The following is a 22,535-nucleotide window of genomic DNA, read 5'->3' as shown; positions in this document are numbered from 1 at the left end:
GTAGTATTAATTATTTAAGGTTAAAAAAATCCGTTATCCTTTGAAATACCGCTCCTCTACAACTTTGCCATCTTCCCATAGTGCGCGGATGATCTCATGCAGGTAGACATTGCTTCCATCCTTCATGTCGAAATCTAAAATGTATTCCGAAAAGGAGGCATTGCCATCAGCCGCCGATCGAAGAAGCTCAATTTTTTTGACATTTTGAATGGAATCTACAAAGTCGATGAGTTTCTTCATTGTCGCGAGTTTTCCCTCTGTTACTGAGCCATCATATTCAATGGTCTTGACATTAGGTGCATAAAATTTTTCAGCCGCATCAACCAGCTGACCATTTGATACCAAACCATTCAATTCTTTTACGAGTTCTTTAAGTTTGCTTTCCATTTTTTTGTTTTTTTGAGTATGAGTTATATGTATACAATAAACGTGCGTGCAGTTATTTAAAGGCCTTTGCGAGTCTGATGCCCGTATATTGCCATCTTAAATGCGGATGGAAAAAATTGCGGTAACTTGGACGGCTATGTTCCGGCGGCGTGACAATTGAAGCGCCACGGAGTACCATTTGATTAACCATAAATTTGCCATTATACTCTCCGATAGCCCCGGCCGCTCGGACGTATCCGGGATAAGGCAGATATGCGCTGCCGGTCCATTCCCAACGGTCACCCCAAGGAAATTGCTTACACGCTGCTTCCCACTCAAATTCTGTAGGCAATCGCATTCCTTTCCATGCAGCAAAGGCGGATGCTTCGTAATAGCTTACATGAGCCACCGGTTCGTCCAGTTTCAATGGTTGGATTCCCGCCGTACCGTAGGAGTGCCATTGGTCAGCTATCCAATGCCAGTAAAGTGGTGCATCAATGTTATTATTTTTGACCCAATCAAGGCCCTCGGCATGCCAGTATTCATGCTTCTTGTACCCGTCATCCTCGATGAATGAGAGATACTCGCCATTTGTGACCAAATTCTTTGCTATTTTAAATGCTGGGAGAAAGACTTCATGACGCCCAAGTTCATTGTCAAAGCAGAATCCGTTGCCATCGTATCCAATGTTGTGCATGGAATCATTAACGGTAATAAACTCATTGGTAGCCGTATCTACGGCTATTGGATTTGCAATTTCCTCATAGGTTGGAAAGAGCGGATTGTGTCCTAAAATATATTTGATATCGGTCGCTAATAATTCCTGATGTTGCTCTTCATGATTAAGTCCAAGAATAATAAGGGTATGTAGTTCCTCACTTATCGTTTGACTAAGCAACTTGTCCATTGCCACATCAACATGACGGCGATATTCATAGACCTCGTCAACAGTTGGCCGGCTTAAATTACCACGGTTAGTCCGTATCACGCGTGCGCCTAAACTCTCATAATAACTGTTAAACACGAAAGGATAAGACGGATTAAAACTGGAATAATCTTCAAGATAGCAGACCAAGATAAAGGTTTCAAAAAACCAGGATGTATGTCCTAAGTGCCATTTAGGCGGACTCACGTCTACTATCGGTTGTACCACATAATCTTCCGTCTCCAAGGTCGAACAGATGTCTTCGCTTCGTTTGCGGACTTTACTGTATTTATCTTTAATAGCTATCATTTTTCGAATTTTAAATAATTGGACAAATCGCTGATTGTCCGGATTTTTAGCCGTTTAACGTCTTCTTTCCGCATCATTAAGGCATAAGTGTTATTGAATCCCACAGGCTTTAACCATTTGATTTGAAACTGTTGTTTAAACTCCCGTTGCACATAATCATACACCGCATCTTTATTTGCTATCAGCCTGCGCACAGTTGCCGTATCGGCGTGCAACATGACCGTCAGCCCCGTTCCTGTGTATTCCGGATATAGATCAATCTGATCGTTCATTAGTGCGTCAAAGCATATTTTAGTGCCGCCCAATCCGGTTTTTGGTAAAACATCCAAGTCTGTATAGCCCCTGATAAGCTGCGTATAAATGCTTGCAAGAATATATTGCTCGTCAAATACTTTAGAGCCAATCCTGATCGAGCTTTTACCGACCGGACGGGCAGGTTTATATAAATGCTGGCTTTCAAGAAACTCACGGGCAATGGTAGCCGGTTCACGGTGTAGGTAGTCCGCTTGATAGTTAAGGGAAGTCATGATCGAATCATTGATCCTACCCGCAAGTAGGTTAAGCACAGGCTCCAGTTCGGGGAAGCGCAAGAGTGTCTGCTCTTTTATAATCGGTGCTACATAATATGGGGGAAATATTTTCTTGTCATCTTCCAGGCTAACCAACCGGTAAGCATCAATCCGGCCGTCGGTACTATAACCGCTCACTATATCCAGCTTCTTTTCATAAATCGCTTTGTACATAACGGCATCATTGATAACCACTGTCGGTATCTTTAAACCATATGTTTGCAGTAGGCCGATGTAACCATCGGCACGTCCCATGAATTCAGGAGTAAACCCGGCTAATAATTTGCTCCGTTCTATGGATGGAATGATATAGAAGCCCGAAAGCAAAACAATTCCTGCCATGATGGAAAAAAGGCCCGCTATCTTCCTAAACCTTATTTTTTGAAGACGCGAAAGAAGAAAATCGAAAAGAAGCGCCAGCAAGGCCGCAGGTATTGCACCCGCAAGCATCATGGTTGTATTGTTCAGCGAAATCCCGCCAAAAATAAACTCGCCCAATCCACCGGCAGCTATATACGCCGCAAGCGTGGCTACTCCAACGTTGATGATCGTCGCGATACGAACGCCAGCAAGTATTACAGGCATCGCTAGGGGCAGTTCTACTTTCAGCAATGATTGCTTATAGCTCATGCCGAGTCCTCTTGCGGCCTCTTTTATTTCAGGATCAATGTTTATAATACCAGTGTAGGTATTGCGAACGATAGGAAGCAGGCCGTATAAGAACAGTGCTGCAATAGCGGGTTTGGCACCAATACCCAATACAGGAATCAGCAGTCCGAGCAATGCAATGCTTGGAATTGTTTGCAGCACTCCGGCGAAACCAAGAACCGGTGATGATAACTTTCTTTTTCTGCTGATGAGAATACCTGCCGGGACACCTACGAATATCGCAAGGGATATGGACATAAAGGTAAGCCCGATATGTTGCCCGGTTTGTTCGAGCAACTTCTCCCAATGGCGGGTAACAAACTCCCAAAGATTAATATTGTCGTTCATCTTTGATTATTGTTTTGATGTAAACGATATGCATTCATGAGATCGCTCCATGTAATGCGCTTCCATTCACCGGAAGATTTGTGTCGCATGGTGATGAACTGACAATTTTCAGTGTTATGCTGAAATCGTTCCATTGCATTCCATAACGTGGTATCACCGACCGGCTCCGCAGAAAAACCTTCTTCGTCACCGCTTTCTCCCCGCAGGTAATTCCACAGGTCGTCAATCGATGTAACGCCAAGCGAAAGTTTTAAATAGTCGTTTGAAAGAAAATCTTTTACGAAATCATTAGCAGGATTGTATAATAATTCAGATGGTCTTCCTTGCTGAACCAGTTTCCCATTATTAAGCAAAACAACGGTATCTGCCATTGCAAATGCTTCTTGGATATCATGAGAAACCATGACGATCGTTTTCTTCCGGAATTCATCTAGTCGCATAAATTCCTCCCGTATGGACTTTCTGGTAATGGCATCTAAAGCACTCAACGGTTCATCCATCAATAATACCGGTGGATCTGTAGCAAGCGCCCGCGCGATGTTTACCCTTTGTGCCTCGCCACCGCTTAATTCATCCGGTCTGCGTGATAAGTATTTTTCAGGTAAGTGTAACTTTGCCATCAGTTCCCTAACTCTTTGAGCAGTCGTCTGCTTGTTCCATTTTAACAGATTGGGCACCACGCTAATATTCTCTTCCACGGTATAATGTGGAAAAAGGCTATTGCGTTGAAGTACATAACCAATTCGACGCCTCAGCTCATCCTGAGGCTGCTTCCGGATATCCTTTCCATTGATCAATATTATACCGGCTGAAGGTGTTACCAGGCCGTTAATCATCCGAAGTAATGTTGTTTTACCGCTTCCACTAGGTCCAAGCAATACAACGTGTTCACCCTCAGCAATATTAAAATCGACGTTTTCTATTGCTGAATGCGCTCCAAAAAACTTACTTACCTGGCGAATGCTGATCATAACTTAGCTTTTGGTTTTATATGTGCCGGATGGAAAAGATTATTGATAGCTTCCGCATACGTGGGATGGGCAAACATGGTATCGCGCAACTGGTCATAAGTAAGACCGCCCATTATGGCCACCTGTAGCAAAGACATCAATTCGCCACCGTTCGGACATATCACAGCGACACCTAAAATCTTCTTTGTTTTATTGTCAACTATTGCCTTTATAAATCCGCTTGTTTCGCCTATCTCAACTGCCCGGGCAATAAAAGAAGTATTCATCTTTGCAACCGAAAAGTCCAGACCCATTTCAACGGCTTCCTTTTCCGTGAGCCCAACTCTTCCCAGTTCAGGATCAATAAAAACACAGTAAGGGATTAACCGATTGTGGATAGAGGACATTTTTTTATCCAATAAGTTCTCAGCTAACACAATATAATCGTGATACGACACATGCGTGAATGCAGGCCCGCCCTTTACATCGCCAAGTGCGTAAATACCTGCTTCTGTTGTTTCCAAGTGGTCGTTTACCGGAATAAATCCCTTTCCGTCAACCTGAATGCCTGTTTTTGGTAAATCCAAATCTTCCGTGTTTGGCATTCTGCCGGTAGCAATCAACAGATCACTACCGGTTAACGTATATGATCCTTGTGTGGAAAGAATTTCAACAGCGATAGACCCATCCGTCTCGGCATCAACACGTTTTATGGATGCATCCATAACGATCTGCATACCTTCAGCCTCAAGAATCCCGGTGATTTCTAATCCTACATCCTCATCTTCTTTTGACAGTAACTTGGAAGACTTTTCAATGATCGTAACCTGGCTGCCCATCCGACGGAAAATCTGTGCAAATTCAAGTGCCACGTAGCCGCCACCGGCAATAATCAAATGCTCCGGCAGATATTCAAGGTCTAAAATGGTTTCCGACGTTAAAAAGTTGACTGATTGCAACCTATCAATATCTGGAATACGGGGCCGAGCGCCCGTGTTAATAAATACCCAGTCCGCCGTAATTAATTTATAGCTCAGATCTGCAAGTTGTACACTGACTTCCTTATATCCTGAAAACTTGCCTTTTCCATGATAAACCGTAATATTTGGGTCCTTAATCAGCCTATTTTCAAGTCCTTCCCGGTAATAGGATACAACTTCGTTCTTGCGTTGATTGATTAGTTTATAATCCGGAACATTGTTATTTAGTATGATGCCATAGTCTGAGGCCTTGCGTGCCTGGGCAATGTTTTTAGCCAGGCCAACCAAAGTTTTTGTCGGTGTGCATCCATAGTTAATACAAGTACCTCCTATATAGACTGATTCGACAATAGCCACACGTTTACCTTCCATAGTCAATCGCTTTGCTAAGGGATTGCCCGCCTGACCGGAACCAATAATTATCGCATCAAATCTTTCCATATTAATTTAATTTAAACAGCCGTCCAAAGCGCATCCATAAACCATGATTTGCTGTCCACGAACTCCGCCGCATGGACAAACCCATTATCTGCCGCTATTTGATGAATCTGATCTTTAGAATATTTTTGAGATATTTCAGTCCATATACATTCGTCTTTTTCAAAAGGAATGCTGGTGCCGGATATGTTTACTGACATGTCGCTTAAACTGACGAGATAGCTTTTAGCTGACCCTGTCAAAGGATCATAGCTACAGTAATGGTCAAACTGGTCAATCTTAAAATCTGCATCTAATTCACGGTTAATTCTATCTAAGAGGTTTAGATTAAATTCCCGGGTCAGGCCATCCCTGTCGTCGTATGCTTGCTTGATAATTGCAGGATGTTTGACAAGATCAAATCCGATGACACACTGATCACCGGGCTTTAAATAACTACGAAGCTTTTTACAGAACAGGTTAGCTTCAGCTATTGTCATATTGCCGATATTGCCCCCTAAACACATCACAACTTTCCGCGTTCCTGGCAATAAACAATGGAGTGCTAATGCGTCAAAGTAGTCACCTACCAATCCATTAAAATGTAAGTCTGGGGCGTTCTCGGGTAGAAATGATTGCAGCTCATTGATTACGTTTTCAGATATGTCGATGGGTACATAATTAAAAGACACATTTGCATTAACAAGGGCACGTAATAGATGAATTGATTTAGCGCAATTACCGGGTCCCAGTTCAATTAATTCAAAATCTGAATTTTGACCTGTTATCCTATCAACAATTTGTTTGGCTTGACAAGTGAAAATTTCCATTTCACACCGGGTAAGATAATAATCCGGAGACATCATGATAGCCTCAAAGAGGCCATCACCCTTTTTGTCGTAAAAGTATTTTGACGACAGCCTTTTTGGCGTTTCCGTCAGACTCTGGATAACGTCCAAATAAAAATCTTTATTCTTTGTTGCAAATCTGAACTCGTCTGTCTCTATTGATATCATATTGTTTTAGTAGGATTTAAAAGATAAACTTATATTTCGCCCGATTACTTAAAATTATCAAAGCATAGAGATGGCAAGTTAAAAACTTGCCATCTCTTAAACATTGACATTTATCACACAAATCAATTGTAAAATTGACTCTTACCAAAAATTACAGGGTATTAAACTCGACTCTTTTAAGGCGACTATTGTTTAGTATGCTTGTTGAAAGCCATACATACTGCCGTGTTTGTTCATCAAATCCCAGCATCGTAAAATCAGTTCCTACAGGACATTCAGGGTAATCAGGAAATCCTATCCGCAACACATATCGATTGCTGTCTGCATTAAAATTGGATGGTGTAATTTTTTTCAATCCATATTTTACATAAGGGTCATGATCGTCAAAAATGTAGCTAACCAGAGATGCATCTCTCAGTATCTTGGTGATCGATTGCTCTTCCATATAGAAGTACGTTCCTAAAAGATCAACGATCAGCCCTCTTAACTCATATTGCGGTACCGAAACAGCGAATAGGTATTGTGTATCAAAGGCGTCTTCGGTGACGTCAAATTGGTATGCTCCTTCGATAATTACATCTTCTTCTTTAAACCCTTGGTTCATGCTTGTCGAGAAAATCAGATTGTCTTTTATGATAAAGTTATCGGTGTAACCTTTAAGACGTAGTTCGTCAACTACCGCGACAAGATCGTTTTCATTTAATGTCATAATCAATATTTAGTTTTAAAATTCTTCTATCCTGTTTAATACATACAAAAAAAGAGAAATCAAGATTCCAGCACAAGGACATTTATCACACTTTAGCTGCTAGGCTAACTATGATTCCTTCAGAAAAACAACTGGAGAAGGCCATGAAGTAATCGTTCACTGGTTTGGAAAAATCGAATTATCAGTCCATTAATTTATGACTTTGAATGACGGAATCATTTTAGACAAATTCCATTTCTTGAATGAGGACTTTACCCTTACAACATTATAGTTACTATTTTGCTTTTTGTGATAAATGTCATTAATAAAAAGAAGTTTACTGCCGTACTTTGATAAAAAGACCATTTGAGGCCTTGTGAACTTGAAAGGGTTTAAATTCCTTTCTCTTTAATTTAATATAAAGTCATTATGAAAAATATTTTTCCAACAGCGCAGGTACTATTACGTTTTGCATTAGGAGCAGGTTTCCTACTGCCGGTATTGGACCGTATTGGTTTTCTAGGCACCCCCGGCAGTGCCAATGTATCATGGGGTAATTGGGACAATTTTGTCGCTTATGCAAATACCATGATGCCTTATCTGGCACCAAAAATGGCTTCTTTTTTTGGCCTCGTAGCTACTATTGGCGAAGCATTATTTGGCATATTGCTTATTATCGGGTATAAAATCAGGCTCGCTGCTTATGGCAGTTTCGTGCTTACGCTGACGTTTGCACTCAGTATGCTGATCTTTACCGGATATCGATCCCCATTTGATTATTCCGTTTTCGTTGTCAGTTTCGCCAGCCTGCTATTAGCCTCTCTTCAATCCGAAAAAAGACTAGAAAGTCAATCCAATATTCTATAACCCAATTTAAAATTTTAGTAAAATTTCGTGGCAAACAGATTCATTCTATGCATCCTTAACATACATCATAACAATCTTAATTAAAAAAAAATGGATAAAAACGCAATTAAGCAAGCACTAATCAAATTGGAAAGACATCATATTGATGAAGCAGAAATGAAATATGACGATTTCTTAATGGGTAATTTGCTGGACAGGGAAGAAATCGTAGATCAAGATGATCAGTCACATCATCGGCAGAGTATAGAGATCTCGGATGAATTAGAACATCAGGCTCATGTCCATATTGACCACTTAAAGGCAATTAATGACATTTCATTCGACCCTACAGATGTTGTCAAGCCTGGCGCAGTCGTAAGCGTAAATGGCCGCTGCATGATCGTTGCAGTTCCCAAGGCGCCTTTTACAATTGATGGTAGGCATTTTATAGGTATCTCACCAGCCGCACCCATCTACAAGAGCCTTGAAGGGAAAAGAGCAGGCGACACATTTGAATTTAATAATAAAAAATTTACAATCGAGGTTGTAAACTAAAATAAAAGGAAATAGAACATGAGTTCATACGATACTTTATCAGAAGCATTAAATGGATTAAACAAACGTGGTTATACCATAGATTTTAACATGCAAAGTGATAGTATTTATTGTAAGGCGCTTGGTGAATCTTTTAAACCCGATGACTTCGAAATCGTGGAATTCTATCGGTTTGAAGGAAATAGCGATCCGGCAGATGAGTCGATTGTTTATGCGTTAAGGACTAAATCCGGTCATCAAGGCGTCTTAGTTGACGCCTATGGTCTGTATTCAGACCCGTTAACTGCCGATATGGTACAAAAATTAAAAACACATTAAAGCCGGTTGTTCGGTCTTTGCTACCGGTGTATCAACTTTATTTCTTATTTAAAATAAAATCAAAAGACAATATGAGAGGAAAGAACAATATCGTAGCAATTGTAGATGAACTGGGGAAGCTTGGATACTCAGAAGAATTCAGGACCAGGGGTGAAAAATTATACTGGGTGGGGAAGTCTGTTAAATATAATGCTGATCAATTTGAAATAGATCATGCCTATCGTCTTGAAAGCGCGGATGCCCCTGAAGATTCTTCGTTGATTTATGGAATTTCCATTCCGAAAAAAGGGATAAAGGGAATTTTAATCGATGTGTTTGATGCCTTATCATCATTGGAAGATAACTTTGTCATTCATAAAATTCGGTCAGCAAAGACAATTCTGTTGACCCATGAAGAAAGTAATTCGGACTTGAAATTCGGCTTACTGCCAAAAGTTCACAAATCAAAATTTAATGAAGACCCTCATCGCTATGTGTTAAGAAAGGATTTTCCTGATTTTCCTCCTTGTCCATTTGCGCAAAGTTTTTCCATGTTGGGCTATGATAATAAATTAAAGGAATACGTATGGTTAACTTCCAGTATTCTAAAAGATGAAAGATTAAAAACCGTTCTTTATAAAGAAGCGTAAAATCGGAAAGGCCTAACTAATGGCGCCGTCTAAAGAAATTTGACAAACGTTAGTCCAGCTCATACGTATAAAGGTCGCACAAAAAATAAATTCGCTTATTGTGTTATCCTATAGTCGTTGGCTGGCCACAATATATTAACATAAAACTAGAAGAATCGTATGGAACTGAAAAACAAAAAGGTATTAATTACCGGTGGAAGTGCCGGAATAGGCAAAGCAATTGTCAAAGAGCTCGTACGGCATGGTGTAAAGGATATAGCTGTTGTGGGCAGAAAGAAAGAGCATTTAGAGGCGCTAAAAGCTGAATTGAAATCTATAAACATTCTTATCATACAGGCTAATGTTGCTGAGGTTGAAGATTTAAATAGAGTGGTTGCAACGATAACAAAAGAGTGGGGAGCACTAGACATCCTGGTAAATAGTGCGGGTGTTGTAAGTGCCGGTTTGTTAACCGAACAGAGCGACGAAGATATTATTGGCCAGATAAATATCAACCTCACAGGTCTGGTATTATTGACCAAAAAATTAACCAGTCTTTTACAGAAGAGTAACGAAGGTGCAATTGTTAATATATCCTCCGGATATGGCTACATCGCTATGCCCTTTTACAGTGTGTATGCTGCTACCAAAGCAGCGGTCGGACAATTCTCTGATGCCATGAGAAGGGAGCTTTATCAATATCCCCTTCATGTCATGACTGTTTATCCTTCGGCAACAGATACTGGTATGATGAAAACGGCAGTGGTAGAGAAAATGGATAGTCCTGAAGATGTGGCAAAAGCCACTATTACAGGGCTAATTCAGAAAGAAATTAATGTGATCATAGGTGGCAAAGAAATGGAAGAACAAGTAAAAGTGAATTTTTTGGAGCCGAGAAAATTCGACCAAATTGCAGCCAACAATTTTGAAGCCTTAAAAGAGAGGACGAAAAATCATCGATCCATGTAGTATAGTTTCTTTATGATATTACTCGATTTTGATTTAATTTTTAAAATTAATCAATGAAAAACCAGATCTAGTAATAAAAACATTCTTTACAGAACTATCAACCAAATCCCGATTCGATGTTCGGATTCGGTTGGGAGAACAGTTGGATGTACTGCGGGTTAAAATAGCAGATTTAAATATTGCAACGAACTAGACAGACTATTATTTTCAGGACTTTAACTGTTTGTCAGAAGACAGAAGTTACCTTTAATGCTGGAACGCCAACAGCATACACAAATTGAAAAATGAGCAAGAAGCAACTTTTAGATTATGTACGAAACTTTGTTTCATTAGATGATGATGATGAGGCTGAACAATTTGTGTCTGGCTTTAAAGAAGTCAAAGTAAAAAAAAGACAATTCATTGTGCAGCCTAATTTTACCAATAAACATAGAGCATTTGTGGTTAAAGGGGCTTTCAGAACTTATGCCGTTACAGATGAGGGACAAGACCACACCTTTCAATTTGCTATAGAAAATTGGTGGGTATCTGATTTTAATAGCTATATCTATCAGCATCCCGCTACGCTTTTCATCATCGCATTAGAAGATAGTACCGTTTTACAAATTGACTATGATAAAGAGCAGGAACTAAAAAAAGCGAACCATAAATTCGAAACCTTTTTTAGGATAATGGCTGAGAAAGGACTTGCTTTCGAACACCGAAGAATCCTTTTTAACCTAAAACATGGTGCTGAAGCACGCTACGAGAACTTTTTATTAAACTATCCAAATTTCGTTCAACGTGTACCTCAATACGCTTTAGCTTCCTACCTCGGAATGTCAACTGAATTCCTATCAAGAATCAGAAATAAGAAAGCTCGGAAAAAAAGTTGAACTACATCAACCTTTTTTCTTGACCTACTTCATTTTTATTGTTTTTGAATTATCGGAGTTTTGTTTTGTCAATGTTGACAGCTAATTCAAAACAGATAAAAAAATGGAACATTCATTAAATGAAATCTTCTCGGCTAAAAACGAGATGGTTAAAAAAGGACAAATCGTAGAAGCAACAGAAAAGTTTTTCGCTCCGGATGCCAAAACTATTGATTTTGATGGTACGGTAACAAAGGGAAAATCAGAAATGATAGCCAAAATGCAAGGTTTTGCAGGCGCTATTGCCAAGGTAAATGGTATCACCCTGCATAATGCTTCATTGAATGGAGATGTTTCTTTCGCTGAATTCACTTTTGACTTCGATATGAAAGATGGAAGTAAAGTCTTATGGCACGAAATACTTCGAACCATTTGGCAAAACGGACAAATTGTAGAAGAACAATATTTTAACGCTTAAACTAACAAGACATGAGATTCGTAACCAAAAAAATACACGCATATTTAGATTATCCGGTAGCTGTGGCACTAATAGCATTACCGTTTGTATTAGGATTGGGAAATTCTAACCCACTTGCTTTACAACTATCGGTCGGAACAGGCATTGCAGCCTTTATTCTCACACTACTGACAGACCACCAATTGGGTGCATACCGAATTATCCCTTACAAAGGGCATTTAGCGATAGATGCACTTGTGGGAATTGTGTTTGTGATAGCTCCGTTCGCATTTTCATTTGAAGGAGTGGATGCCTACTACTACTGGATAAACGGAGGTGCGGTTTTAACAGTAGTAAGCTTGCATAAGCCGGAGTAGGCTGTTTCTAATTATTTCGATAAATTTTAAAAAAAACGCTTGAAGTCGATGCTTCAAGTGTTTTACGCTTATATAAAATGGACAAAATACTTTCAGAAATTAGAAATTGTACTGTTTGCAAAGATTTTTTGCCTAACATTCCAAGACCGATTATTCAAGCGAGCATGATATCAAAAATTGTAATAATAGGTCAGGCCCCAGGTCAAAAAGTTCAAAATAGTGGTATTCCTTGGGATGATGCCAGCGGTAACAATTTGAGAGAATGGTTGGGAGTCGACAGACAAACATTTTATAATGAAAAGGTCTTCGCACTCATCCCCATGGGCTTTTGTTTTCCTGGCAGCGGAAAATCAGGCGACTTGCCTCCAAGACCAGAATGTGCACCCTTATGGCATCAACAGATTTTAAAATTAATGCCAGAAGTACAATTAACACTTTTGATTGGACAATATGCCCAGAAATACTACTTAAAAAACAGCGCTAAAGATACCTTAACAGAAACAGTGAAAAATTACGAAGAGTATCTCCCAAATTTTATCCCACTACCACATCCGTCACCCCGGAACAACATTTGGCAAAGGAAAAACGAGTGGTTTAAGGAGGACCTAGTATATGTGTTACAGAAAAAGATTGAATCACTTGGAGTTTCCAAGCAATAATCAGCAGAATGATATTGAAGAACAAGTATGTATTGTGACAAATGTCATTGTGCAGTTCCTAATACAAACATAATTTTATCTGAATTAATTAAATCGAAAACTTATATTATGAAACCAAACATTGGAATAAGCGAGGAGTATCGCGACGGAATCAATGAAGTGCTTTCTCATGTCTTTGGAGATCAATTTGTATTAAATACTAAAACACGCAATATCATTAATGAAAAGTAGTAAAACGTGGCATGAACAACATAAGTCTGATTGCACTCCTGGTGATCGTCTTGCCGATAAAGTAACGAATGTCATGGGCTCATGGAAGTTCATTATCATTCAAACTGCGGTGATTCTAACCTGGGTTGGCATCAATTTACTTGCGTATTTTTCTAAATGGGACCCTTATCCTTTCATCCTTCTTAATCTATTTTTTTCGGTGCAATCAGCCTACGCAGCACCTATAATTATGATGGCTCAAAATCGTCAGGGTGAGCGGGACAGAATCCAGGCATATGATGACTATAGAACCAACCTTGAAGCAAAAATGGAAATCGAAGAAATAGAGGTCAAACTTAGCAGGATTGAAACTGAAAAATTGGATAAAATTATCACAATGTTACAAGACCTTAAAGGCATCCACCAGGGTGACATTGAGTGATGGATATAAGTCAAGAACATAGTTTTACAGAAAATAAATAACTTTAATTTTTATTATGAAACCAAATATTGGAATAAGCGAGGAACACCTCGCCGAGATCAGCCAAGTACTTTCACATATCCTTGCTGATGAATTTGTATTATATACTAAAACGCGTAATGCACATTGGAATATTGAAGGACCAGATTTCCATGCCATGCATATGATGTTCGAGTCTCAATATAACGAGCTGTCCGAAATTATTGATAATGTCGCAGAGCGGATAAGGACATTGGGGCATTATGCTCCTGCTACCCTAAAACAAATGTTACAATTAACCCATCTTACTGAACAGACAAGGGAGAAAAACGACAGCAAAGGTTTTATAAAGGAGTTGTTGGGAGATCACGAAAGTATTGTTATCAATATTCGAACGCAAATTAACCGTTTGGCAGAACAATTAAAGGACGCTGGTACCAGTGATTATTTGACTGGTCTGACTGAATTTCACGAAAAACTTGCCTGGATGCTTCGTTCGCATTTGATATAGTTAGTGGACTACACTTTATGATCCTGAAAACTAATTAGAATACATGAAATCATTCCCGCTTCCTATTAAACTCGAAGATTTTATGCCTTCGTTAGTGAAACACTTTAACTCGTGTAGCATTATTATCCAGATGGAATTATATGAGCCAGAGGCGGTGTTTGTCATGGATGATGGTTATATTACTGATCAGGCAGCGCTTACAGGCAGACTTGAAACAGATCTAAAGCCGGGCATTCCATTAATGGCCAATGTTCGCCATATTTTCATTGCTGAAGATATTGCCCAGATCGCGGTAGACTGATCGATTGATGGCACAGGGCAAGATGGCGATTCTATTCAGCTCGCAGGCACGGCCTGCGATACCATCCGGTACAAGGTTGATGGATTTTGGAGATTCCTTATCGACAATAACAAAGGAACCGCTGTGTTGCAGTGATAGTGAGGTGTACAAAAGTGGGCATTATCTGAGCAGTATTACTAACAACTAATCATTAGAAATTTTGGTCTTTTGAACTAATAATCTTTCAACATAATTTAAATAACATGAAATTAAGGTTTCTTTCTCCAACTAATCACGGCATTGTAGACTACCTTGCCGCTGTTACATTAATTGTTGCACCATTCATTTTACAATTGGGCAACAACAATCCTATGGCATCCTGGATATCTGTAATTACAGGTATTGTTGTTATTTTTGTTAGCCTAGCTACCAGGTATCGTTATGGAGTATTTAAAATAATTCCATTCGGCGGGCATCTTGTACTTGACCTCCTAGTTGCGACAATATTTATGCTCGTGCCGTTTCTTTTTGGTTTTGAGGGGCTTGATGCAGCGTATTATTATATCAATGCCGTCGTTGTATATCTTGTTGTAGCAGTTACTGCAAGTGAGGGTAGTAGTATTGATCGATAAACAATAAACATTTTCTAATTGAAATATAAAGTCCGACTGCAATATAAGGCAGCATATTTCAAGGGATTTAATTCTACGGTTATACCCGAATTAGTATTATACTGGGTATAACCGGTTTGATGAAAGATATTAACAGTGAGAGATAGTGGTCTTGAAAAATCGATATCCTAATTTTGAATATTTAGCGGAAGAATTAAAAAAATATGCTAGTACATCATGCTTCTTTACTATTATGCTCAAAAACGGCAAGATTATTCATCATTTTCCTGAAGACATGAATAATTTTAAAACCTGGCTAGAGCAAAATGAGGTGGTCGATATTCGATCGGAAGAAAGATGTTCATTATCATAAAAGTATATAATGATTATCATTGCATGCACTTTCAATCTTTAATTTTGATTATCAATATTTCGGCCTTGTGTAACCTTATTTTCTATAAGAAAACCATCCTCCCAACCATCTTAATTTACTTCATGCCTCCCAAAACGTCAAGGCTCCAACATATTGCTCCGTACCCTTGTTAATGTCTCCCTTGATACCCCAAGATAAGAAGCTATCATATATATCGGGATACGTTGATGTAATTTAGGGAAATTCCGGATGAACTCCCGGTATCTTTCTTCTGCTTGAAGGCTGAGCATCATGTATATCCTATCACGGCTGATATAGTAGTCATCCCTAATGATTTTGGTAACTAGTATATTAAAATTAGGTATATCTTCCAAAAGGGTTTTAAAACTATGTATTGAAAGTTGTATGATGGTACTGTCTTCCAGCGCATCAATAAATTCGTTTGAAGGCGAACTGCTTAGAAGACTAACCGGATCACTTAACCAAACCGTGGCCGGAGAGAGACTTATGATGTGCTCATAGCCCTCACCATCGATTCGATATGACCTGAAACAGCCACTACATACAAAGGTGTGATATCTACATATGCTTCCTTGACGTAGTAAAAATTGTCTCTTTTTAAGTCGCTTGGGTATTGCAAGAGACTTAATAGTTGCAATCTCCTCGTCAGAGAATAGGTCATAAGTTCTGATATAACTTTCAAAAAAATCAAATATAGACTCAGGCATCAATAGAAATAACTGATTGCTTTAAGTAAAAAAAAATTTCACTTTTATTGTCTCTTACAGCAGCAAAGCCACAATGCATGTTTTTAGCACTATTCGTCCTCATAAAAACCTTATTATGACTGGTAAAATTAAGGTATAAAGCAAAGCAGATAAATGGACGGAAAGGACAATCTGTTGTGATAATCATCCTTTTTGTCGGATATACCAACAAATCTTTAAATCTAAACTTGTTGTATAATTGTTAATGGTTACTAGACAAATGGTAGGCATCAATGATGACATCCATATCTGATTATTGACAGCCTAATCAGACGTATCTCGGAATGATTTACGATAAACGTCAGGTGCCATACTCGTTCTCACTTTAAAGAAACGGCTGAAATAAGCCATATCATGAAACCCCAGCTCAATTGCAATTTGCTTTATTGGCTTATCACTTAAATACAATTCATGTTTAGCCTGCGTTATGAGGCGTTCTGCAATCATATCACTAACAGTTTTATAAAAGTTTTGCTTAGCACTACGATTCAGTGTTTTGACGGTGACATTTAATAATTTGGCGTAATCTGCTGGCCTGTGCTTACTGTGAAAATGCTGCTCTATTGCATCGATCAAATTCCGGGTCATGTAATGCGCTGCTGAAAGTTTTTCTGATTGATCACTTCCTCTTTCCATCTTTATCCGAGATGCATAGATCATAAATATTTTTACCCAGGAAATCGTTATATCATAACGACCTAAACGGTCATTATGGAGTTCCGAAATAAGATTATCCAATGGATGCAGGAGTTGATTCATTTCCCCTTTACTGATTTTGATTGAGGGGACTTCGCCAACATTCTTAAATAGCACCTGCTTACTGGTTAATTCCAATTCATATTTATGATTCCAAAAGAAATCCGGGTGAAATTGTAATAATATACCCTCAAGTGGACCATCGGCCTCAATTTGAAAAGGTTGATAAATAGGAAATCTTATTAAGCAATTTTCAGAGAACTTATACTTAACCTTATCAAAGGTTAAGTGACCTTTTCCTTTTCTGATCAGTATTATTTTATAACAGTTGAAGCCTTTCAGATTTTTAAAATAGTTGTCATCATTAAGCTGTACTAACCTAAACGCTAATACGTTGGTTTGTGGATTTACTAATTCTATCTGTAGTCGTTCATTCATACTTTAACAAATTTATTTCATGTTCATTTACCTAGTTAAAACACAAGGACCAATACTGAAAGAAAATGGAGTATGTTCGTCCTCAATGCTGAAGGATAATACATACTCCATGGTTTCATCAGTTAGCTCAAAGGGGGCTAACGAAAATCGACGCAGATTATCCCCCTATTTACTTGCTTTTAAGAAACTATGCGAACAATTGTCTTACCCTTAATCTGATCAGTAGAATTGTATGTCTTAACCGCGTCATCGAGCGTAACAACGATACCGCTATTCGTCTTTAGACCTCCCTCACCAAACCTCTTCACAATCTCAATCAATTGAGACCGATTGGCTTCGACAACAAAGTCAATATTCTTAACTCCGTTGATCTGTTCTTCGATTGGTCCCGTGATGGTCACAAATTTCCCTCCGGAGCGAATCACGCCCAAAGAACGCTTCGCAATATCACCCCCGAGGACATCAAAAACCAGGTCTACTTTGTCAATGCTTTCTAACTCATCATTATCCAGATCGACAAACTCATTTGCGCCAAAGTTGAGCGCCGCTTCGCGATGAGAAGTACGTCCAGTACCGATGACGTACGCGTCGGCATCACGTGCAAGCTGCACGGCCATTGATCCTACTATACCAGCTGCTCCATGCACGAGGATTCTTTGTCCTGCCTGAAGTTGGCCATGATCGAAAAGTGCCTGCCACGCAGTTAAGCCCGGCATCACTAGTGCATTACCATCATTGAAGTCAACATTGTCTGGTAATGGTGCAAGGTTACGTGCCTCTATCGCCACGTATTCGGCCAGTGTGCCGTTTCTATACCAATCCTGAAGGCCGAAGACGCGTTGTCCTACTGATAATCCCGTTGTGCCATACCCAAGCGCCGTAACCACTCCAGCCAGTTCGTGTCCTGGAATCGAGGGCGTTCGGTCATGATCAGCACGATCTGTCCAGGTCGACGGCCATGACAACTCGTCCCCGGTAATACTGGCTGCATAAACCTGAACAATGACATCGTTTATAGCCGCCACTGGCTCTGGCAACTCTACCAGTTTCATCCCAGCTATTCCAGCCGCCTGGTTTGTTACAATTATTGCTTTCATAAAGAGTTCAATATTTATTATTGTTAAAATGATTCTTTGGTCAAGCTATAAAATTAATCTTTTTTTTGGTTACCTTGGTGGGCCAATTTCAAAATATACAAGGGTCCAAATATGATCATAAAACTTCTTCAAATTGCATTTAGAAAAGATAGGCAGCATAGTCCTTTATACTTACAGTTGGAATCTGAAATTATCCAGTTAATTTGTCGAGGCACCCTGAAGCCAGGCCAGCTGCTCCCACCTTCGCGTGAACTTGCTCAAATGCTAAAAATTAACCGAAAAACAGTCGTTAAGACCTACGAAGAATTGAGCTTACAGGGCTGGGTGGAAACCAGAGACCGAAGTGGTGTCTATGTTTCAGGTAACCTCCCTGAGACGTCGGTCCGTATTAATAACCAAAACAACAAAAAATTGACACGGAGTTCGCACCCCATTTATCCATTGATAAATAGATCTATTGATGTATCAACAAGTATAGATCCGGGTATAGAATCAAATGCCAAGGAATTGCCAGCACCGCTATATAAACTCGATGACGGTTTTCCTGATCCGAGGATTGCACCTATTGAGCAGTTAGTGCGGGAATACAGAAGATTTGGGAAAAGCCGCTCGGCAGGGCAATTTCTCATGTATGGTCCGGAACATGGTTCCCATAGGCTAAGGGTTGAGCTTTCCAATTTCTTAAACAGGACAAGAGGTATGCAGATTACTGAAAAAGAAATACTGATAACCAAAGGAACACAGATGGCCATCTATTTAACGACACAGTTACTCATTCGTCCGGGAGATCACGTGTTCGTACCAGAACCAGGTTATAAGGATGCAAATCAAGCATTTATGCTTACTGGAGCAAAACTAACGTTTATTCCTGTAGATAAAGATGGTATGGATATAGATATGATTGAACAGTTGTGTAAGACTAAGGTGATTCCTAAAATGATCTATATTATTCCCCACCACCATCGGCCTACGACGGTTACACTGTGTGCGGAAAGACGTATGCGACTGATGAATCTTGCCCGTAAATATAAATTTGCATTGCTCGAAGACGATTATGATTTCGATTATCATTTTTCAAGCAATTCGCTTTTGCCTTTGGCAAGTCTGGATAACGGAGGAAATATTATTTATGTAGGTTCCTTTTGCAAAAGCCTTGCCCCTGGCATCCGGATTGGTTTTATGGTGGCTCCGGAGGCAGTAATAAACCAAGCCGCAGCGATTCGTAAATTGATAGATCGGCAAGGAGAACAGTTACTGGAAGAAGCAATTGCCGAACTTTTGTCTACTGGTGATATCTCGCGGCACCTCAAAAAGTCACATAAGGTTTATGAGGGGCGGTTGACAAACACTTGCCGCTTGCTTAACGAGCAGTTGGGGGAATATTTAGCCTTTGAGCGGCCGAACGGAGGACTTGCAATCTGGGCAACTTATAGAAAAGATATTAGTGCCAGGGAAGTCTCGCTAAATGCGGCAAAGTTGGGATTAAAGATAAGCGACGGCACTAATTACTTTTTTCAGCCCAATACTTCTAAGCCAGACAACTTCATACGTATTGGATATTGTTCTTTAGATGAAATCGAAATGGTGAGTGCCATTGATCTCTGGAAACAGGCTCTTAGTCAGCTCGGTTTAAAGTAAGTGATAAAATAAAAAACATGTTGTCAAAAGCAAATCTTTAAGTTATCTAGTGCGAAAAAAAATGTTATTTATTACCCATATTATATTGCGTTAAAGCTGTATCATATAGGTGTGTCTGTGCATTTAGTATGGATATTTTCACCTATGTCCTGCCTCCGTCTGAAAGTCCCCGAATATAAATGAGGTGCATAGGTTAAAATGCTTCAGAAATCTTTTCAAAAGAAACAAACTCCAAAAACTACATTTCTGATGGAGTAGCTTCGACTTTGGCACCACTTCAATGTATGTGACATTTGTCAATGTACGCTTTAATCAAAGTTTATACTTTAGTAGTCAATTAAGATACTTGCATTCGTTAAACGTATGTATAACGTGAGGCATTGAGTTAAGTGTTTGATTCTCAATTCAGTTTTGCCATACTGCTTAAATAATTTGAATAGGAATTAGTCATTAAAAAGCAATAACATTTAAACAAAAATCAATATCAATGAGAGCAATTTATAATGATCAAGTGATCGCAGAAAGTGAAAACACTGTTGTTGTCGAAGGTAACCATTATTTTCCTGAAAATTCCGTGAAAAAAGAATTCTTAACGGAATCAAATACACACACGACGTGCCCTTGGAAAGGTATGGCATCTTACTACAATGTAATTGTTAACGGGGAACAAGCCGCCGACGCTGCATGGTACTATCCTAATCCACGACCACTGGCCGAGGGTATAAAAGGACGTATCGCATTTTGGAATGGCGTAAAAGTAAGTAAGTAGTCTTATGACGTTTATTATTATATATATGCCATAACCGTTGGTGAAAAATCAATCATTATATTTCAAAAACTAAACGCATGGGTAAAAAAGTAGCTGAACAACTAATTGAAATGCTAGTGGAAAATGGCGTAAAAAGGATCTATGCTGTTGCCGGAGATAGCCTAAACGAGCTAAATGATGCTGTTCGACGTAATGGAAAAATAAAATGGATTCATGTACGCCATGAAGAAGTCGGCGCCTACGCGGCGGCGGCAGAGGCCGAACTCAACGGAATAGGATGCTGCGCAGGAAGTTCCGGCCCAGGACATGTGCACCTTGTTAATGGTCTTTACGATGCGCAACGTTCAGGTGTGCCGGTGATCGCAATTGCTTCGACTATACGTACCAGTGAATTTGGTACAAACTACCATCAGGAAACAAATACGATAAAACTATTCGATGACTGCAGCTGTTACAACCAAATAATCCAAACGCCTGCACAAGCTCCCCGCATGATGCAGACTGCCATTCAGCATGCCATTCACCAGCGGGGCGTAGCAGTTATTGGTCTGCCCGGTGATATCTCTGCCCTCCCTGCCCAGGAAAGTGTTGCCGCCATGCATAACTATAGACCTGTTTCGATTCACCGTCCAGTTGATCAAGATTTACATAGAGCAGCGGCCTTATTGAATAAGTATCCTAAAGTTTCCATCTTTTGCGGATTTGGAGCTATCCATGCACATGATGAAATAATACGTCTTGCAGAAGCATTAAAGGCACCCGTGGGCTATACCTTTCGTGGAAAGATGGGCATACAATATGACAATCCTTATGATGTTGGAATGACCGGTCTTTTAGGCCTTCCTTCAGCCTTTCATGCGATGCATGAATCGGATATTGTTTTGCTCTTGGGTACAGATTTTCCTTACATACCTTTCATGCCAACTGATAACAAGTTAATCCAAATAGATGACAAACCGGAAAAATTGGGAAGAAGGGCAAAATTGGAACTTGGATTGGCTGGAGATATTAAGGATACTTTAACAGCATTACTACCATTAATAGATAGTAAAACGGACGATAGCTTTCTCAACGCCCAATTGACTTTATATGACCATGTAAAAAAGCATCTAAATATTTATGTAAAAGATTCGGGTGCAAAGGATCTTATCCAACCTGAATTTGTAGCCCATGCAGTCAATGAACTCGTATCCGACAATGCTATATTCACTATGGATACGGGCATGTGCTGTGTATGGGCTGCTCGTTATATTGCCGCTACCAAAGGGCGCAAATTTCTGGGATCGTTCAATCACGGTTCTATGGCAAATGCGATGCCGATGGCTATTGGTGCAGCTTTGGCGCATCCGGAAAAGCAAATTATTGCGCTCTGTGGTGATGGTGGACTGACCATGTTACTCGGTGACCTGGTAACTATTAAACAATATAATTTACCGGTCAAGATTCTGGTATTTAACAATCGTTCATTAGGAATGGTAAAACTTGAAATGGAAGTTCAAGGCCTTATTGATAATGAAACAGATCTTGTTAATCCGGATTTTTCGCTAATTGGAACCGCTATGGGCTTTAAATCTATAACTATTGATGAGCCTCAAATGGTGTATGAAGGGCTTTCAGAGGCATTGGCACATAACGGGCCTGTTATAGTAGATATTAAAACCAATCCACATGCACTGGCAATGCCCCCCAAAATTGAATGGGAACAACTAAAAGGCTTTACCTTATCAGTAGGAAAAATGATCCTAGGTGGTCGCATGGATGAGGCGATGCAAACATTAAAATCAAATTACCAACATTTAAAGGAAATCATCTAAATATGACAGCAA

Annotated in this window: 26 protein-coding genes; 16 read left to right on the top strand and 10 right to left on the bottom strand. The window is 39.6% G+C overall.

What is annotated here, in order from left to right:
• Positions 1-33 precede the first annotated feature (33 nt).
• From ACMA47_RS18625 to ACMA47_RS18595, 7 genes are all read right to left on the bottom strand, one after another.
• Positions 34-387, bottom strand: a complete 354-nt coding sequence (locus ACMA47_RS18625) for a SnoaL-like domain-containing protein (protein WP_413930984.1) — start codon at positions 385-387, stop codon at positions 34-36.
• Positions 388-439: 52 nt separating this feature from the next.
• The gene (gene egtB, locus ACMA47_RS18620; protein ID WP_413930983.1) at positions 440-1,600 is read right to left on the bottom strand and encodes an ergothioneine biosynthesis protein EgtB; all 1,161 of its coding nucleotides are present in this window, start codon (positions 1,598-1,600) and stop codon (positions 440-442) included.
• Complete coding sequence (locus ACMA47_RS18615; RefSeq protein WP_413930982.1) at positions 1,597-3,165, bottom strand: ABC transporter permease/substrate-binding protein; 1,569 nt, start codon at positions 3,163-3,165, stop codon at positions 1,597-1,599. Before ACMA47_RS18615 ends, egtB begins: the two co-directional genes overlap by 4 nt.
• Positions 3,162-4,136: an ABC transporter ATP-binding protein gene (locus ACMA47_RS18610; protein WP_413930981.1), complete on the bottom strand. Its 975-nt coding sequence runs from the start codon at positions 4,134-4,136 to the stop codon at positions 3,162-3,164. Before ACMA47_RS18610 ends, ACMA47_RS18615 begins: the two co-directional genes overlap by 4 nt.
• Complete coding sequence (locus ACMA47_RS18605; RefSeq protein WP_413930980.1) at positions 4,133-5,536, bottom strand: mercuric reductase; 1,404 nt, start codon at positions 5,534-5,536, stop codon at positions 4,133-4,135. The genes ACMA47_RS18610 and ACMA47_RS18605 overlap by 4 nt, the downstream gene beginning before the upstream one ends.
• A gap of 11 nt (positions 5,537-5,547) precedes the next feature.
• The gene (locus ACMA47_RS18600) at positions 5,548-6,528 is read right to left on the bottom strand and encodes an L-histidine N(alpha)-methyltransferase (protein ID WP_413930979.1); all 981 of its coding nucleotides are present in this window, start codon (positions 6,526-6,528) and stop codon (positions 5,548-5,550) included.
• Positions 6,529-6,679: 151 nt separating this feature from the next.
• Positions 6,680-7,237 (bottom strand): hypothetical protein, encoded by a 558-nt coding sequence (locus ACMA47_RS18595; protein WP_413930978.1) that lies wholly within the window; start codon positions 7,235-7,237, stop codon positions 6,680-6,682.
• 408 nt (positions 7,238-7,645) lie between these two features.
• Between ACMA47_RS18595 and ACMA47_RS18590 the strand changes: the two genes are divergently transcribed.
• The 13 genes from ACMA47_RS18590 to ACMA47_RS18530 all read left to right on the top strand — a co-directional run bounded on the left by ACMA47_RS18590 (position 7,646) and on the right by ACMA47_RS18530 (position 14,952).
• Positions 7,646-8,083: a DoxX family protein gene (locus ACMA47_RS18590; RefSeq protein WP_413930977.1), complete on the top strand. Its 438-nt coding sequence runs from the start codon at positions 7,646-7,648 to the stop codon at positions 8,081-8,083.
• A 90-nt stretch (positions 8,084-8,173) separates the two neighbouring features.
• A complete protein-coding gene (locus ACMA47_RS18585; RefSeq protein ID WP_413930976.1) occupies positions 8,174-8,617 on the top strand; it encodes a hypothetical protein in 444 nt (147 codons plus the stop codon).
• An 18-nt stretch (positions 8,618-8,635) separates the two neighbouring features.
• Positions 8,636-8,935 carry a phosphoribosylpyrophosphate synthetase gene (locus ACMA47_RS18580; RefSeq protein WP_413930975.1) on the top strand — a complete coding sequence of 100 codons (300 nt, stop codon included), beginning with the start codon at positions 8,636-8,638 and terminating at the stop codon, positions 8,933-8,935.
• Between the two features lie 71 nt (positions 8,936-9,006).
• A complete protein-coding gene (locus tag ACMA47_RS18575) occupies positions 9,007-9,564 on the top strand; it encodes a hypothetical protein (protein WP_413930974.1) in 558 nt (185 codons plus the stop codon).
• A 159-nt stretch (positions 9,565-9,723) separates the two neighbouring features.
• Positions 9,724-10,512 (top strand): SDR family NAD(P)-dependent oxidoreductase, encoded by a 789-nt coding sequence (locus ACMA47_RS18570; RefSeq protein WP_413930973.1) that lies wholly within the window; start codon positions 9,724-9,726, stop codon positions 10,510-10,512.
• A gap of 284 nt (positions 10,513-10,796) precedes the next feature.
• Positions 10,797-11,387, top strand: a complete 591-nt coding sequence (locus tag ACMA47_RS18565) for a Crp/Fnr family transcriptional regulator (RefSeq protein ID WP_413930972.1) — start codon at positions 10,797-10,799, stop codon at positions 11,385-11,387.
• A gap of 103 nt (positions 11,388-11,490) precedes the next feature.
• Positions 11,491-11,844 carry a SnoaL-like domain-containing protein gene (locus ACMA47_RS18560; protein ID WP_413930971.1) on the top strand — a complete coding sequence of 118 codons (354 nt, stop codon included), beginning with the start codon at positions 11,491-11,493 and terminating at the stop codon, positions 11,842-11,844.
• 11 nt (positions 11,845-11,855) lie between these two features.
• Complete coding sequence (locus tag ACMA47_RS18555) at positions 11,856-12,200, top strand: hypothetical protein (protein WP_413930970.1); 345 nt, start codon at positions 11,856-11,858, stop codon at positions 12,198-12,200.
• A gap of 77 nt (positions 12,201-12,277) precedes the next feature.
• Positions 12,278-12,859, top strand: a complete 582-nt coding sequence (locus ACMA47_RS18550; protein WP_413930969.1) for a uracil-DNA glycosylase family protein — start codon at positions 12,278-12,280, stop codon at positions 12,857-12,859.
• Positions 12,860-13,079: 220 nt separating this feature from the next.
• Entirely contained in the window at positions 13,080-13,511 is a 432-nt protein-coding gene (locus ACMA47_RS18545; protein WP_413930968.1) for a DUF1003 domain-containing protein, read from the top strand.
• 55 nt (positions 13,512-13,566) lie between these two features.
• Positions 13,567-14,040, top strand: a complete 474-nt coding sequence (locus ACMA47_RS18540; protein ID WP_413930967.1) for a Dps family protein — start codon at positions 13,567-13,569, stop codon at positions 14,038-14,040.
• An 82-nt stretch (positions 14,041-14,122) separates the two neighbouring features.
• Entirely contained in the window at positions 14,123-14,341 is a 219-nt protein-coding gene (locus tag ACMA47_RS18535; RefSeq protein ID WP_413930966.1) for a hypothetical protein, read from the top strand.
• A gap of 242 nt (positions 14,342-14,583) precedes the next feature.
• On the top strand, positions 14,584-14,952 hold the full coding sequence (locus tag ACMA47_RS18530; RefSeq protein ID WP_413930965.1) for a hypothetical protein: 369 nt from the start codon (positions 14,584-14,586) through the stop codon (positions 14,950-14,952).
• A 489-nt stretch (positions 14,953-15,441) separates the two neighbouring features.
• On the opposite strand, the gene ACMA47_RS18525 is transcribed toward ACMA47_RS18530, so the two are convergent.
• From ACMA47_RS18525 to ACMA47_RS18515, 3 genes are all read right to left on the bottom strand, one after another.
• Entirely contained in the window at positions 15,442-16,032 is a 591-nt protein-coding gene (locus ACMA47_RS18525; protein ID WP_413930964.1) for a Crp/Fnr family transcriptional regulator, read from the bottom strand.
• A gap of 303 nt (positions 16,033-16,335) precedes the next feature.
• Positions 16,336-17,205 (bottom strand): helix-turn-helix domain-containing protein, encoded by an 870-nt coding sequence (locus tag ACMA47_RS18520; protein ID WP_413930963.1) that lies wholly within the window; start codon positions 17,203-17,205, stop codon positions 16,336-16,338.
• A 179-nt stretch (positions 17,206-17,384) separates the two neighbouring features.
• The gene (locus ACMA47_RS18515) at positions 17,385-18,302 is read right to left on the bottom strand and encodes an NADP-dependent oxidoreductase (RefSeq protein ID WP_413930962.1); all 918 of its coding nucleotides are present in this window, start codon (positions 18,300-18,302) and stop codon (positions 17,385-17,387) included.
• Positions 18,303-18,413: 111 nt separating this feature from the next.
• Between ACMA47_RS18515 and ACMA47_RS18510 the strand changes: the two genes are divergently transcribed.
• The 3 genes from ACMA47_RS18510 to ACMA47_RS18500 all read left to right on the top strand — a co-directional run bounded on the left by ACMA47_RS18510 (position 18,414) and on the right by ACMA47_RS18500 (position 22,523).
• Positions 18,414-19,940 (top strand): PLP-dependent aminotransferase family protein, encoded by a 1,527-nt coding sequence (locus ACMA47_RS18510; protein ID WP_413930961.1) that lies wholly within the window; start codon positions 18,414-18,416, stop codon positions 19,938-19,940.
• Between the two features lie 487 nt (positions 19,941-20,427).
• Complete coding sequence (locus ACMA47_RS18505; RefSeq protein ID WP_413930960.1) at positions 20,428-20,709, top strand: DUF427 domain-containing protein; 282 nt, start codon at positions 20,428-20,430, stop codon at positions 20,707-20,709.
• Positions 20,710-20,786: 77 nt separating this feature from the next.
• Positions 20,787-22,523, top strand: a complete 1,737-nt coding sequence (locus ACMA47_RS18500) for a thiamine pyrophosphate-dependent enzyme (protein ID WP_413930959.1) — start codon at positions 20,787-20,789, stop codon at positions 22,521-22,523.
• Positions 22,524-22,535 lie beyond the last annotated feature (12 nt).

The sequence above is a fragment of the Chryseobacterium sp. T20 genome, from assembly GCF_047345655.1.
Lineage (GTDB): Bacteria > Bacteroidota > Bacteroidia > Flavobacteriales > Weeksellaceae > Chryseobacterium.
The sequence above is the reverse complement of the archived record's forward strand: the minus strand, read 5'-3'. Positions and strand labels throughout refer to the sequence as shown.